Genomic DNA, 15,161 nt, shown 5'->3' on the forward strand with positions numbered 1-15,161 from the left:
CTCAGGCGTCGGACGTGGACGTCCAGTTGGTGATGTCGTCTTCCCCGCCCTCGACGCCGTCGGGTCCATAGGACCAGATGTCGTAGGTGTAGGGGTTGTGCTCACCGGGCTGGCGGTACTGGAAGGGCGCGTCCCACGGGTCGAGCAGCGCGTCTCGTTTGATGTAGCCGGCGGGGTCGTAGTTCTTCGGGACCGGGGCGGCGCTCGGCTTGTTGACCAGCGCGTCGAGCCCCCGATCGGAGTTGGGGAAGCGCTTGTTGTCGAGCTTGTAGAACTGGAGCGCCTGGTCGATTCGCGAGATCTGACCCTGCGCGTTCGCGATGCTCGCCTTGGTCAGCTGGTTGTTGACGCCGACCGCGAGGGTCGCCATCAGCATGCCCATGATCACGACGACGGCCATGATCTCGATCAGGGTGAAGCCCTGGTCGCGCTTCTCTTCCGGGCGCTCGTCGTTGCGGTCGAGGTCGTTCTTGTGAGTCATCGGAATCTCTCTGCCGGGGGGTCGGGGGTGGGTTCCTGGGACTTGGATGATACCCGAAGCGTTCCGGTTCTCTGCGGGGTGGTGGGGTGAACGGCGTGTGGCCCGTGGCCTAGCCGATGTTCTCGGTCATCTGGAGCATCGGCACGAGGACCGCGAGGATGATCACGCCGACGACGCCGACCATCACCAGGATGAGGATCGGCTCCATCAGCGACGTGAGCCGCGTCACGCTCGTCTCCACCTGCTCCTCGTAGGTGTCCGCGACCTTGATCAGCATGCCCTCGAGGTCGCCGGAGCGCTCGCCGACCTCGACCATCGTCGTGACCAGTGGCGGGAACTCCCCGCTCGCACGGAGGGGGGTCGCCAGGGCGGCGCCTTCGAGGATGCTCTCCCGGGCCGCGTCCGTTGCGGACTCGAAGACCGCGTTGTTGGCGACGTGGCGGGCGATGTTGAGGGCCTGGACGATGTTCACGCTGCTGGCGAGCAGGGAGCCGAGCGTCCGGGTCAGGCGCGCGATCGCGAGAAAACGGATCACGCGGCCGATCACGGGGAACGAGAGCCAGAAACGGTCGAGGGCCTCGCGGCCGCGCTCCGTTCGGCCCACCGCGCGGTAGCCGAAGCCGAAGGCGATCCCGGCCAGGATCATCAGCCACCAGTACCCACGCAGGAGGTCGCTTCCGCTGATCACCGCGACGGTGTACCAGGGCAGCTCGAGTCCCTGGGAGATCAACATCTCCGTGATCTGTGGCAGCACCATCGTGACCATCACGCCGACGACGACGCCCGCGAAGACCAGCATGAAGAGGGGGTAGGTCAGGATCGACAGGACGCGACCGTTCAGCCGGACCTGGTCCTCCAGGTAGTCGGCGATCCGGGCGAGCACCGCCTCGAGGGCGCCGGACGCCTCGCCCGCGCGGACCATCGAGACGTAGAGGTTGTCGAAGCGGCCCGTCGAGATCAGCGCATCGGCCAGCGAGCTGCCCTCGTTCACCTTGTCCCGGACCTCGGCCAGGACGCTCGCCAGGGTCTTGTGCTCCGTCTGCTGGACGAGCGCCGAGAGGGCCTCGACGAGCGGGACGCCGGCGGCGACCAGCGTTGCGAGCTGTCGCGTGGCCATCGCCCGCTCCATCGGCGGGATCCGGCTCGGCAGCTGGAAGTTGACGTTGAAGGAGGCGCCGCCCTCGGAGCGCTGGACTTCGGGCTTGGCGGTGCCGCCGGCCGACTCGGCGATCTCGGTCAGGAAGACGCCCTGGCCGCGCATCTGGGCGCGGGCCGCACGGGGGCTCTCGGCGCTGATCGTCCCCTTCGTCGATCGCCCCGCCTGGTTGACACCCTTGTAGGCGTAGACCGGCACGTCTTCCCCTGGCTCCTTGGCCGCCCTCGGCGCGCCGTCAGACCTGCGCCGCGGCGCCTTCCTCTTCCGTCGCGCGAATGACCTCGGCGACCGAGGTCACGCCGGAGAGCACCTTCCGGGCGCCGTCGGCGCGGAGCGTCCCCATGCCCTTGCGGGTCGCGGCGGCCTTGATCGTCTTCGCGTCGACGTTCTGGCTCACGAGGTTCCGGATCTCGTCGTCGATCGCCATCAGCTCGAAGATGCCGAGCCGGCCGCGGTAGCCGGTGTGACTGCAGGCCGGGCAGCCCGTTCCGCGATAGAGGGTCACGGGCCGACCCGGCGGCTTCACACCGATCTCGCGCAGCTCGTCGTCGGTCGTCGTGTATGCCTCCTTGCAGTCGGGGCAGAGCACGCGCACGAGGCGCTGGGCGAGGACTGCGACGAGGGAGGAGCCGACCAGGAAGGGCTCGACGCCCATGTCGACGAGGCGGGTGAGGGCGCTCGCGGCGTCGTTCGTATGCAGGGTCGAGAGCACGAAGTGGCCGGTCAGCGACGCCTGGATCGCGATCTCCGCGGTCTCCTTGTCGCGGATCTCGCCCACGAGCACGACGTTCGGATCCTGACGCAGGACGGCGCGGAGGCCGGTCGCGAAGGTCAGGTGGATCTTCGGGTTGACCTCGATCTGGCCGACGCCGTCCTGGGTGATCTCGACCGGGTCCTCGATCGTGATGATGTTCTTCTCCGGACCGTTGATCGAATGGAGCGCCGCGTGGAGCGTCGTCGTCTTGCCGGAGCCGGTCGGGCCGGTCACGAGGAAGATCCCGTTCGGGCGTCGGATGATCCGGTCGAGGGCCTGGAGCTGGGTCTCGCTGAAGCCGATCTTCGAGAGGTCGAGGAGCTCCTGGGTGTCGGGCAGGAGGCGCAGGACGAGGCGTTCTCCGTGGGCGACGGGGACGGTCGAGAGGCGGACGTCGTAGTCGCGGCCGGCGATCTTCAGCCGGATGCGGCCGTCCTGGGGCAAGCGCTTCTCGGCGATGTCGAGGTTGCCCATGATCTTGATGCGCGAGGCGATCGCGGCCTGGAGCGCGCGGGGCAGGGGCTTCATCGGCTCGTAGAGCACGTCGTCGATCCGGAAGCGGACGCGGATCTCGTGCTCGAAGGGCTCGATGTGGATGTCGCTCGCCCGCTCCTTGACCGCGTGCTGGAGCATCGAGTTGACCAGCCGGATGATCGGTGCGTCGTCGGTCGACTCGAGCAGGTCCTTGGGCGCCTGGGAGAGGTCCGTCGCCAGCGCGTCGAGATCGTCCTCGGCTTCCTCGGCGAGCTGATCCGTCGATGCCACGCCCCGGTCGTAGGCGACGTTGATCGCGTTCAGGATCACCGGCTCTCGCGCGAGGACGACTTCGATCTCGGCGCCGTCGAAGAGCAGGTGGAGGTCGTCGAGGGGCGAGACGTCGAGCGGGTCGGCCACGGCGACGCGGAGGACGCCTTCCGAGGCCCAGCCCAGCGGCAGCAGCCGGTGCTGCTTGGCGAAGGCGATCGGGACGTCGGAGAGGAGCGCCTCGTCGACCTCCTCCGGATCGATGGCGGCGACGACGGCGAGCCCCTGCTGGTGCCCCAGCGCGTGGAGGACCTCGTCCGCGTTCAGGAAGCCCTCTTCGACGAGGACGTCCGACAGCCGCTCGTGGCTCTCGGTCTGGCGCAGCCGGGCCTGCTCGAGCTGCTCCGGCGTGAGCCGCGTCTCGCGGACCAGGATGTCTCCCAGCTCGAGGCTCGACGTGTCCACCGGTGCGGTCGTCATGGCGATTCTCCGCGTCGGGCGGGTGCGGTCGTCATGGCGTGTCTCCACGCAGGACCGTGACCTGCGAGTCGTAGCCATAGGCCGCATCGAGCGTCTCGGCGGCGCGGTCCGCTTCCCAGAGGTCGTCGAAGGGGCCGACCTGGATCGTGAAGACGAGCTGCCCGTCGGAGTCGCGGGTCACGAGCGTCCCGTCGTAGCCCGCATCGACGAGGGCCGTGAGCACGTCGGTCGCTTCGCGCTCGTCGAGGTAGGTCGCGACCTGCACCGCGTAGCGCTGGGTCGCGGCGAGGGCCTCCCGCTCGGCGCGCTGGGCCCGCTCGGCGCGGATCGCGGCCTGCTTGTCCTCGAGCTCGCGCATGCGGTCGAGCGGATAGCGCGAGGCGTGGGCGTTGAGCTGCTCGGCGACCGCGAAATCGTTGCCCGTCGTCGGGCGCTCCCAGGCGGCGAGCTCGTCGAACTTCTCGTCCCGTTCGAGGCGCTCTTCGAGCTCGAGGCGCTTGCGGATCGTCTCGCGCTCGAGATCCTCGGCGTTCCTGATGATGTGCGGCGTGAGGAAGATCAGCAGGTTCGTCTTGGTCAGGTCCTCGTTCTTCGTCTTGAAGAGCCAGCCGAGCGCCGGGATGTCCTTGAGGAAGGGGACGCCGCCCTCGTTGTCGGTGAAGGTCTCGTCGATCAGGCCGCCGATCGCGACGGTCTCGCCGTCGTTCACGACGACGGTGTTCTCGATCTTGCGGTTCGAGAGCGATACGCCGACCTCCTCGGGGTCACCGAGGGCGGGGTTCGGCGCGACCTCGGTGATCTCCTGGAAGATGTTCAGACGGAGCGTGTCGCCCTCGCTGATCTGGGGCGTCACGCGCAGCGTCACGCCGACGTCCTGGCGCTCGACGTTGACGGCCTGGGAGAGGTTGTCGCCGCCGGTCGCCGCCTCGGTCCGTCCGGTCACGATCGGGATGTTGTCACCGATGATGATCTCGGCCTCCTCGTTGTCGGAGGTCAGGATATGGGGCGCGGAGACGATGTTGACGTCGCTGTCCGAGACGGCCGCATCGATGCCGACGCCCCAGCTGAAGCCGTCGCTGCTCGGTTCCGCGCCTCCGCCCGGATTGAACGCGTCGGCCGGGTTGTCCGCGAAGGATCGGACGCGGGCCGCCTGAGCCAGGCTGTTGGCGCCGGGCACGAAGGCGCCCGCCGCCTGCAGATAGATGTCGGTGTCGCCGTTGATGATCCGGAAGGCGGCATCGAAGCCCAGGCTCAGGCTGTCGGTCACGTCCACCTCGACGATCAGCGCCTCGACGAGCACCTGCGGTCGGGAGACGTCGAGCTGTTCGATCACCTGCTTGAGGGTCTCGTAGCCCTCCTTGCTCGCCTTGATGACGAGCGCGTTCGTCGCGGGGTCGGCGGTGACGGTGATCCCGTCGTCGAGGGGCGTCACGGTGGCTCGGGCGGCGGCGGTATTCGAGGCGGCGGCGGCGAGAGGGGAGCTTCGGCTGGCCCCGCCTCCGCCGCTCCCGACGAGGGAGTTGAGGGTCTCGGCGAGCTCCTCCGCGTCCGCGTGCTTGAGGTAGTAGACGCGGATCCGGCCGGTGCCCGTCACCTGGATGTCGAGCTTGCGGACGAGGCCGCGGATGTCGGCGAGCTGCTGGCGGGAGGCCAGGACGAGGAGCGAGTTCGTCCGCTCGTCCGGCAGGATCCGTACCGTCGGTCCGACGCCGCCGTCCGCCCCCGTGGCGGCGTTGGCGTTCGCGTTCGAGCTCCGGCGGCGCGCGCTGGCGCGGCGCTGGGCGGCGGTCGAGCGCCCGCCGGCACTCGCGATCTCGGCGCCGTAGATCTCGGAGAGCTGCTCGGCGAGGGTCGTCGCGTCCGCGTAATCGACCTTGATGACCGCGAGCTCCTGTCGGTAGCTCTCGACGTCGAGGGCGGCGAGGATCGAGAGGAGCCGGCGGATGTTGGACTCGCTGTCGGTGACGATGATCGTGTTCGTCGGCTGGTAGGCGACCAGCGACGCGTCCTTCGAGATCAGCGGCTTGATCGTGTTCGTGATCGCTTCCGCGTCGATGAAGTTGAGCGGAACCAGCCGGGTCACGAAGCGATCGCGGTTCGGGGACGGTCCCCCGTCTCGGACCGTGTCCAGGGCGGACTCCTTGATGTCGCGGATCGGCAGGATCTTGTACGTGTCGCCCGGGCCCTTGAGCAGCGAGAACCCCTTGACCTTGAGAACCGATTCGAAGACCGCGAAGGCCTGGTCGAGGGTGACCTCGGTGGGAGACACGATCGTGACGCGGCCGCGCACGCGATCGTCGTAGATGAAGTTCTTGCCCGTCATTCGGGAGATCGTGTCGATCACCTCGGGCAGCTCGACGTCCGCGAAGTCCAGGGAGACGAGGTCCGTCGCGCTCTCCTGTCCCCTCGCCTGGGCCAGCCCCGTGCCGGGGGCCAACGGGAGCGAGAACGTCAGCGCGGCCAGGGCGAGCGCGAGCTTCACCGTGATCCGCCGCCAGGGGCGATCTCGGAAGGACGGGCGTGCAGGGTTGAGCGGGCGCACGTGGTCTAGTTCCCCATCAGCTCTTCGGGGGATCCTTCGTAGGAGAGGATCTGCCCGTCGCGTTCGTAGGCGAGGACGAGGTCCTGCGCGGTAGAGAGCTCGTTCATGATGCGGCTGGTGGCCTCGAGGCGGTCGACGACGACGCCGTTCACCTCGGTGATGACGTCCCCGTTCTGGAGGCCGACCTTCTGGAAGAGGCTGTCGTCCTTGATCGCGTCGACCTTCATTCCGAGCATCGACCCGTCCTCGGCGTAGTGGGGCACGATCCGCGCGGAGGAGAGCAGGCGAGAGATGCCCTGGCCGTCCTCGCCGTTCAGCTTCTCGAGGCGATCGTTCAGGGTCTTTCGGGGCTCGGTCGGGCGGCGCCGCGCCTGACGCTGGGGGGCGGGCCTACGTCGGGGCTGCTTTCCGTCGTCCTCGTAGAGGGCCAGCTCCTCGAGCTTGCCGGCGTTGTCGAGGATGATCCGCGCCCGCTCGATGCCCTTCACGCGCACGCGCTTCAGGCCCTCGAGCTTGTCCCCGATCGCCACGACGACGCTCTTGCGGGACTGTTGGTTCTCGATCGAGGCACGGGACAGCGCGTCGTTGTTCGACGCGGCGGTTCCGAGGAGCTTCAGGGGGAGCTTCGTCTTGGTCAGCGGTTCGGCATCGTCGATCTCGTCGGCGACGGGAACGTCGCTCGCGAGCTTCGCGCCGAAGAGGTTGCGGTCGAGGATCGTCGCGTGCGAGACGGTCGGCGTCGCAGCGGTGTCGGTCGGGCGTGCGACCTCGACCTGGACCGGCGGCGGCTCGAGGGCCTCGCCGCCGACCGCGGTCACCATGTCCGCCGCCAGGTAGCAGCTCGCCGCCACCAGCAGCAGGTTCGCACCCTTGATCACCCAGGGACCCATCCCGCTTCTCGTTCCTCTTCGTCGTGCCGCGTCGGGGTCCGGGGCGTCGCCCACCTTCGATGGGACGCGTCTCGGGTCCGCCGGCCTTCGTCCAGGCCGCTTCCGAGTCCCAGCCGGGACCGGGCTCGTGCCTCGAGAGACGGGTCCGCCGTCGATCCTCCGACCTCATTCGGCAAGAGGCGGCGCAATATAGCCGTGGGCGAACCTGGTCTCCATTCAAACCATCGGAATTTCAAGCGGTTACTGGAGATGTTTCACTCGCGGCGCGCATCTTCCGTATGCCACTGCGAGCTACCGAGAGAGGACCCCGGGCAGGATCGGGGAGTTCCTGGGGGCTCCCGACCCGTCTGGTGGCCCGGAGGAGGGGGGGATCCCCCCGAACGCGGCCGCCGGGAGTGGCGTGCGTCACCGAATCGAGGAAATCCAGGGCCTCGGATTGACACGGGCGGTCTCGGCCCGAGGTTCCTCGCCGTCCCGGGACCCGGGGGCGTCACGCCCCGAAGGACCGGGACATCGCAAGGCATAGGCAGGGGTGGGCCGGCGATCGGCCGCACCGCCACCGCGAGCACGAGCGAATCCACGACAGTTTCCCGGACAACTCCCGGTACAGGGCCACGAAAGGCGAAGGCAGGAAGCCATGGCAGACGAAGGCAAGATCATCGGCATCGACCTGGGCACCACGAACTCGGTGGTGGCCGTGATGGAAGGCGGCCAGCCGACCGTGATCGCGAACGAGGAGGGCGGGCGAACGACCCCGTCCGTCGTCGGTTTCGCGGATGACGGCGAGCGTCTCGTCGGCGCGATCGCGAAGCGCCAGGCCGTCACCAACCCGACGAAGACGATCTATTCGATCAAGCGCTTCATGGGGCGCCGACTCTCCGAGGTGCCGGAGGAGACGAGCCTCGTCCCCTACGAGGTCGTCGAGGGCAAGGATGGAAGCGTCTCCGTCAAGATCGACGACCAGTCCTTCGCGCCGCCGGAGATCTCCGCGATGGTGCTCGGCAAGCTCAAGGCGGCGGCCGAGGCGTACCTCGGATCGACCGTGACCGGCGCCGTGATCACCGTCCCGGCGTACTTCAACGACGCCCAGCGCCAGGCCACCAAGGATGCCGGCAAGATCGCGGGCCTCGAGGTCAAGCGGATCATCAACGAGCCGACCGCGGCGGCGCTCGCCTACGGCCTCGACAAGAAGGAAGACGAGAAGATCGCGGTCTTCGACTTCGGTGGCGGCACCTTCGACATCTCGATCCTCGAGGTGGGCGAGAACGTCGTCGAGGTGAAGGCGACGAATGGGGATACCCATCTCGGAGGTGACAACCTGGATCAGCGCGTGATCGACTACCTGGTCGAGGAGTTCAAGAAGGACCAGGGCATCGACCTGCGCAGCGACCCGATGGCGATCCAGCGCCTCCGGGAAGCGGCCGAGAAGGCCAAGATCGAGCTCTCCACGGCCCAGGCCTCGGACATCAACCTGCCGTACATCACGGCGGACCAGACCGGTCCGAAGCACCTGACCCTGAAGCTCACCCGCGCGAAGTTCGAACAGCTGATCGAGGACCTGGTCGAGCGGAGCCTCGAGCCCTGCAAGCGGGCGCTCTCGGACGCCGGCGTCTCGGCGAGCGAGATCGACGAGGTCGTCCTCGTCGGTGGCTCGACCCGCGTGCCGCTGGTCCAGCAGAAGGTGAAGGAGCTCTTCGGCAAGGAGCTGAACCAGACGGTGAACCCCGACGAGGTGGTCGCAATCGGCGCGGCGATCCAGGGCGGCGTCCTCGCGGGCGACGTCAAGGACGTGCTGCTCCTCGACGTCACCCCGCTCTCGCTCGGCATCGAGACCCTGGGCGGCGTGATGACGAAGCTCATCGAGCGCAACACCACGATCCCGACGAAGGCGCAGCAGGTCTTCTCCACCGCCGCGGACAATCAGCCGCAGGTCGAGATCCGCGTCCTCCAGGGCGAGCGCGAAATGGCGAACGACAACCGCTCGATCGGCCAGTTCATCCTCGACGGGATCCCGCCGGCGCCGCGTGGCGTGCCGCAGGTCGAGGTCACCTTCGACATCGACGCGAACGGCATCCTCTCCGTGTCGGCCACCGACAAGGCGAGCGGCAAGGAGCAGTCGATCCGGATCGAAGGGGCGGGCGGGCTCGACTCCTCCGAGATCGACCGGATGGTCCAGGACGCCGAGGCGAACGCGTCGGCGGACAAGGAGCGCCGCGAGGCGATCGAGAAGAAGAACGAGCTCGACAGCATGGTCTACCAGGCCGAGAAGATGGTCGCGGAGAACGGCGACAAGCTCGACGAGGCCGAGAAGACGGCACTCGAGGGCGTGCTCGCCGACGCGAAGGCGGATCTCGAGTCCGGGGACGCGGCGAAGCTCGATGCGGCCAAGCAGCGGGTCGAGGCCGAGCTCCACAAGGTCGCGGAGAAGCTCTACACGAGCGAAGCGGCCGGGGCCGAGGGAATGCCGCCGAACCCGGGGGCGCCGGAAGGCGACGCCGGCGCCGGTGGCGGGGCCGACGACGATGTGATCGACGCCGAGTTCACGGATACTTCGGAGAAGTAGCGAGGTCGTCCCAGGCCGGTGCCGAGCGCCACGCGCCCGGCTCGCCGAGGAGAGGAGAGGACCGATTTCGGAGAAGACCCGACCGCATCCCCTCGTCGAACTCTACGGCGAATTCCCCGACCGCCTGCGCGGCGATCGGTGGCAGCCGGCTGCGGACGTCTTCGAGACCGCGAAGGACGTCCGCGTCCGATTCGAGGTGGCCGGCGTTCGGGGCGAGGACCTCAAGGTGAACGTGGAGGGCTCGGTGCTCCGCCTGCGTGGCGTGCGCCGGACCCCGCGGTCGGAGGCGATCGACCGGCTCCAGCAGATGGAGATCTCGTTCGGTCCCTTCGAGCGGGAGATCACGATCGAAGCGAGCTTCGACGCCGATGCGGTTCGCGCCCGACTCGAGGACGGATTCCTCGAGGTCCGGATCCCGAAGCGCACGCCGGGAAGCCGGAAGCTCGAGGTCGAGACCGACGAGCTTTGAGTCGATCGGGCGGGTACGACCCGCCCTGGGCGGGGCCTACCCCGCCGGGAAAGAGCAAGGTGGAAGACGAGGAAGAATTCGAAGAGCAGCTCGGCGGCATGGAGATCGCCGTGGGCTCCGGACCGGGAGACGACTTCGAGGAGCTGGCCGAGCTCCCGGAGGCGCTGCCCGTGCTTCCGCTCAAGAACACGGTGCTCTTCCCCTATCTGCTGTCGCCGCTGCTGGTGAACACGCCGGCCTCGCAGCGCCTGATCGACGACGTACTCGTGCGACCGGATCGACTGATGGTCTGTACCGCCGTGAAGCGCGACGTCAGCGGTCCGCCCGGCGCCGACGACGTGTACTCGGTCGGGACGGTGCTGCGCGTCGTCAAGATGCTGAAGTTCCCGGACGACTCCTACCGGCTGCTCGTGCAGGGCGTGGCCCGCGTCGAGCTCACGCGCTTCACCGAGAGTGATCCCTTCCTGCGCGCCGAGATCGCGCGGATCGAGGAGACCGGCTACGAAGACGAGTCCGTCGAGATGACGGCGCTCGTCCGCAGTGTCGCCCAGCAGTTCAGCACGCTCGTCTCCGAGAGCTCTCGTCTCTCCGACGAGCTCCAGGTCCTCGTGGCCAATCTCGACGACCCGTCCAAGCTCGCGGATCTGGTCGCTTCGAACCTCGACCTCGACGTCGCGGGCAAGCAGCAGATCCTCGAGGCCCACCACGTCGGGATCCGCCTGCGCCTCGTCCTCGATCAGCTCTCGAAGGAGACCGAGGCGATCCAGATCGAGACCGAGATCAAGCAGAAGGTCCAGAACGAGATGGGTCGGACCCAGCGCGAGTACATGCTCCGGCAGCAACTCGACGCGATCCGCAAGGAGCTCGGCGAGAGCGAGGACGACGAGGAAGAAGTGGATCGGCTGCGGGCCGAGGTCGACGAGGCGGGCATGCCCGAGGAGGCGCACAAACAGGCCACCCGGGAGCTCGAACGCTTCGCCCAGACGCCTTCGGCGGCGGCCGAGCACGCGGTCATCCGCAACTACCTCGAGTGGATGGTGGCGCTGCCCTGGAGCAAGTCCTCGGACGACGTGCTCGATACGGTGCGCGCGCGGGAGGTCCTCGACGCGGACCACTTCGGGCTCGAAAAGATCAAGGACCGGATCATCGAGTACATCGCGGTCCTCTCCCTCAAGCGCGACCTGAAGGGCCCGATCCTCTGCTTCACGGGTCCGCCGGGCACCGGCAAGACCTCCCTCGGCAAGTCCGTCGCCCGGGCGCTCGGGCGCGAGTTCGTCCGGATCTCGCTCGGCGGCGTGCGCGACGAGGCCGAGGTGCGCGGCCACCGACGGACCTACGTCGGCGCGCTCCCGGGGCGTTTCGTGCAGGGGCTGCGCAAGGCCGGAACGAACAATCCGGTGGTCGTCCTCGACGAGATCGACAAGGTCGGGGCGGACGGTCGGGGCGATCCGTCGTCGGCGCTGCTCGAGGTGCTCGACCCCGAGCAGAACAACGAGTTCAGCGACCACTATCTCGAGGTCCCCTTCGACCTCTCGCAGGTCCTCTTCATCGCCACGGCGAACGTGATCGACAACGTGCCGCCGGCGCTGCGGGACCGCATGGAGGTGATCGAGCTCCCCGGATACACCCTCGAGGAGAAGCGCGAGATCGCGAAGGGCTTCCTGGTTCCGCGCCAGGTCGAGCGCAACGGCGTCGGCGAGGCGGGCTTCGAGCTGACCGACGATGCGATCACGAAGATCATCGAGAGCTACACGCGAGAGGCTGGCGTCCGGAACCTCGAGCGTGAGATCGGCGCGGTGTGCCGGAAGGTCGCGCGGCGGATCGCGGAAGGCGAGACCGAAGGTCCGGTCCGGATCGACGCCGACGACATCGGGTCGCTGCTCGGCCCGATCAAGGCGGAGCCGGACCTCGCGGAGGACGACGTGCTACCCGGCGTCGCCGTCGGCCTCGCCTGGACACCGACCGGGGGCGACATCCTCTTCATCGAGGCGACCGAAATGAGCGGGAAGGGCGAGCTCAAGCTCACGGGCTCGCTTGGGGACGTCATGCGGGAGTCGGTGGAGGCGGCGCGCTCCTGGCTGCGGAACCACGCCGAAGACTACGCCCTCGAGGACGAGCACTTCGACACGCACGACCTCCACGTGCACGTGCCTCAGGGCGCGGTGCCCAAGGATGGTCCCTCCGCGGGCGTCGGCATGGTGTCCTCCCTCGCATCGTTGATGACCGGGCGACCGCTCCAGCCGCGGGTCGCGATGACCGGAGAGATCACGCTTCGTGGCAAGGTCCTCCCCGTCGGCGGGATCAAGGAGAAGGTCCTGGCGGCGAAACGCGCCGGAATCGAGCGGGTCGTGCTTCCCGAGAGAAATCGCCGGGATGTGGAGGAGATCACCGAGGGATCGCTCGAGGGGCTCGATCTGCAGTTCGTCGGTACGATCGAAGAGGCGCTCGCGCTCACCCTGGGCGCTGCGCCCTCGGTCCACTGATCCTCACAGATTCCCTCTCCGACGACACCCCCCCCGCTGAAGCTCCTCCGGCGCGCCGGAGGGCGGGAGTTCCGACCTTCGATGACATCGCTGCACCGCCTCCTTCCGGGTCTGCTCGTCGTCGCGCTGTCCATTCCTGTGGCTGGCTGCGTGACGCGGGGCGCCTACGTCGAGGTCACGAACGACCGGGATCGCCTCCAGCGGGAGCGCGATGCCCTCGACGACCAGCTCTCTCGCGCGCGCATCGAGCGCGACAGCCTCGAAGAGCAGTTCGTCGAGGCCCAGGAGTCCTACGAGGACGAGCGGGTCGTGCGGGCCTCCCTGGCGAGCAACCTCGAGCGCCTGCAGGAGCGGGCGGACACGCTGGATCGCGACCTCGGCGCCGAACGGGACGCCCACCTTCGCGTCGCCACCGAGCTCGCGGCGCGGGAGGCCGAGCTCGCGGCGATGCAGTCGACCTACGACGGCCTCGTCGAGGATCTCGAGTCGGAGGTCGCGGCGGGGCAGATCGAGATCGAGCGTCTCCGCGAAGGGCTTCGCCTGAACGTCTCCGACGACGTCCTCTTCGCCTCGGGCTCCGCGAATCTCGACGACATCGGACGGAACGTGCTCGTGAAGGTCGCGGCGCAGATCAAGCGGCTCGACGACTACGTCGAGGTGCGCGGCCACACGGACAACCGACGGATTCGCGGGACGCTCGCCAAACGGTTCCCGACGAACTGGGAGCTCGCGGCCGCGCGCGCCTCTCGGGTCGTCCGCCTGCTCGAATCGCAGGGTGTGGCCGGGGATCGCCTGGCGGCCGTCTCCCTCGCAGCGAACGAGCCGGTGGCGCCGAACGACACCGCGGCGAATCGTGCCCTCAATCGACGGATCGAGATCCGGCTCCTGCCGAAGGAAGGCTCGATCCGGGTCGAGACCGAGGCGGGGGCGGTCCCGGCCGCACCGGGCACCGTCGATGCGGCTCCGCCCGCGCAGTCGCAGGCAACGCCCGAGCCGGCGGCTAGGGTCCCGTCGGAGCCGGCCGCGGCCGCAGCCGAGGCTCCGCCGGCCGCGAAGCCGGCGCCGCGCCGGGTGGAGGAGCCGACCGCGCCTCTGGAATCGACGCGGCCAGGATAACGACTCTCGTGGCGGCCACGTTGAGGACTCTGATGGCGGCCAGGTTGAGGACTCTCATGGCGGCCAGGTTGAAGACTCTGATGGCGGCCAGGTTGAAGACTCCCATGAACGCCGGGCCGTCGAATACTGCTCTCGCCGCCCGCGCTGCGGTGCTCTTCACGCTGATCGTGCACGGGGCATGGGTCTACCTGTGCCACCGAGGGGTCCGTCGGGGCTGGCTCGACCGCGATGCCGGGTGGCTCGACGTGCGGGGCGAGCGCTTTGCGAAGCGATTCGTCGACGTCGCATCGCGCTATCGCGGCGGGCTGATCAAGCTCGGGCAGGTCGCGAGCCTGCGGATCGACGTCGTCCCCGAGTCCATGACGCGGGAGCTCGTTCGGCTCCAGGATCGCGTCCCGCCGCACCCTTTCGAGGAGGTCGAGATCCAGCTCCGCGCGGAGCTCGGCGAGCCCTCGGACGTGCTCTTCGCGTCGGTGGAACGGACCCCCGTCGCGAGCGCGAGCCTCGGGCAGGTCCATCGCGGTCGCGACCACGAAGGCCGCGACATCGCGATCAAGGTCCTCTATCCGGGCGTCGAGCGCTCGGTCGCGGTCGATCTTCGGATGGCGCGGCTGGCCCTCTGGCTCTTCAACCCGCTCGTCCCGCCGGACCTTCTCTCGGTGCACGACCAGCTCGCCCGGTCCATTCGCGGTGAGATGGACTACACCGCCGAGGGCCGCGCCGCGGAGCGGGTCCAGGCGAATCTGTCCAAGGACCCGGAGCTCGCGGCGAAGGTGCGCATCCCCGAGATCTATTGGAAGACCACGGCGCGGCGCGTGCTCACCATGGAGTTCATCGAGGGCGACAAGATCAACGACGCCGAAGCGTTGGCCGCCCGCGGCGTGGACCTACAGGACGTCGTCGAAACGGCGACCCGCGCCTTCCTCCACCAGATGTTCCGCGACTACTTCTTCCATTGCGATCCCCATCCCGGCAACCTGATGGTCGATCTCGAGGGACGCGTCACGATCATCGATTTCGGCATGAACGAGTCGATCGCCCCGGACGTGATGGACGGCGTCCGGCAGAACGTGCTCGCGGCGGTCACGCGCAACGAAGATCTCTGGGTCGAGAGCATGATCCAGATCGGGATCCTGCGGGACGAGGATCGCGAGGCGGCGCGGGACCTGGCGAAGATCTCCTTCGATCCCGCCTACTTCAACCTCACCCCGAGCGAGTTGATGGAGATCGACTTCCAGGACTACTTCTCGAAGATGCGCGAGCACATGTGGGTGCTGCGCAGCTTCCGCCTGCCCGACGGGTTGGTGGCCTGGGGTCGCGCATTCTCCCTCCTGTACGGCCTGGCGGCCGAGCTCGCGCCGGGGATCCGTCCGCTCGATGTCGTCGGACCCTACGTGCTCGGGTTCCTGCAGGGCCCGAAGTCGACTCCCGTGAAGGCCGAGGCGTGATAGGCTTCTCGCCGCACCCGGGCCCGGCCGAGCGG

Annotated in this window: 10 protein-coding genes; 5 read left to right on the forward strand and 5 right to left on the reverse strand. The window is 68.4% G+C overall.

The genetic code is table 11. The features are described 5' to 3' along the window. Window position 1: 1 nt before the first annotated feature. The 5 genes from gspG to NXI30_21390 all read right to left on the reverse strand — a co-directional run bounded on the left by gspG (window position 2) and on the right by NXI30_21390 (window position 7,047). Window positions 2-481 carry a type II secretion system major pseudopilin GspG gene (gene gspG / locus NXI30_21370; GenBank protein MCR9096780.1) on the reverse strand — a complete coding sequence of 160 codons (480 nt, stop codon included), beginning with the start codon at window positions 479-481 and terminating at the stop codon, window positions 2-4. 109 nt (window positions 482-590) lie between these two features. Then, window positions 591-1,835, reverse strand: coding sequence for a type II secretion system F family protein (locus NXI30_21375; GenBank protein ID MCR9096781.1), 1,245 nt, complete (start codon window positions 1,833-1,835; stop codon window positions 591-593). A 37-nt stretch (window positions 1,836-1,872) separates the two neighbouring features. Beyond that, window positions 1,873-3,615: a type II secretion system ATPase GspE gene (gene gspE, locus NXI30_21380; GenBank protein ID MCR9096782.1), complete on the reverse strand. Its 1,743-nt coding sequence runs from the start codon at window positions 3,613-3,615 to the stop codon at window positions 1,873-1,875. A gap of 31 nt (window positions 3,616-3,646) precedes the next feature. Then, window positions 3,647-6,157, reverse strand: coding sequence for a type II secretion system secretin GspD (gspD, locus tag NXI30_21385; GenBank protein MCR9096783.1), 2,511 nt, complete (start codon window positions 6,155-6,157; stop codon window positions 3,647-3,649). 5 nt (window positions 6,158-6,162) lie between these two features. After that, window positions 6,163-7,047 carry a PDZ domain-containing protein gene (locus NXI30_21390; protein MCR9096784.1) on the reverse strand — a complete coding sequence of 295 codons (885 nt, stop codon included), beginning with the start codon at window positions 7,045-7,047 and terminating at the stop codon, window positions 6,163-6,165. Between the two features lie 637 nt (window positions 7,048-7,684). Here NXI30_21390 and dnaK point away from each other — a divergent pair. The 5 genes from dnaK to NXI30_21415 all read left to right on the forward strand — a co-directional run bounded on the left by dnaK (window position 7,685) and on the right by NXI30_21415 (window position 15,126). Continuing rightward, on the forward strand, window positions 7,685-9,610 hold the full coding sequence (dnaK, locus tag NXI30_21395; GenBank protein ID MCR9096785.1) for a molecular chaperone DnaK: 1,926 nt from the start codon (window positions 7,685-7,687) through the stop codon (window positions 9,608-9,610). A gap of 124 nt (window positions 9,611-9,734) precedes the next feature. Further along, a complete protein-coding gene (locus NXI30_21400; protein ID MCR9096786.1) occupies window positions 9,735-10,079 on the forward strand; it encodes an Hsp20/alpha crystallin family protein in 345 nt (114 codons plus the stop codon). Between the two features lie 59 nt (window positions 10,080-10,138). Continuing rightward, entirely contained in the window at window positions 10,139-12,562 is a 2,424-nt protein-coding gene (gene lon / locus NXI30_21405) for an endopeptidase La (protein ID MCR9096787.1), read from the forward strand. An 81-nt stretch (window positions 12,563-12,643) separates the two neighbouring features. Continuing rightward, window positions 12,644-13,678, forward strand: a complete 1,035-nt coding sequence (locus NXI30_21410) for an OmpA family protein (GenBank protein MCR9096788.1) — start codon at window positions 12,644-12,646, stop codon at window positions 13,676-13,678. A 104-nt stretch (window positions 13,679-13,782) separates the two neighbouring features. Then, window positions 13,783-15,126, forward strand: a complete 1,344-nt coding sequence (locus NXI30_21415; protein ID MCR9096789.1) for an AarF/UbiB family protein — start codon at window positions 13,783-13,785, stop codon at window positions 15,124-15,126. Window positions 15,127-15,161: the final 35 nt, after the last annotated feature.

The organism is bacterium (genome assembly GCA_024742285.1).
Classification (GTDB): domain Bacteria; phylum Myxococcota_A; class UBA9160; order UBA9160; family UBA4427; genus UBA4427.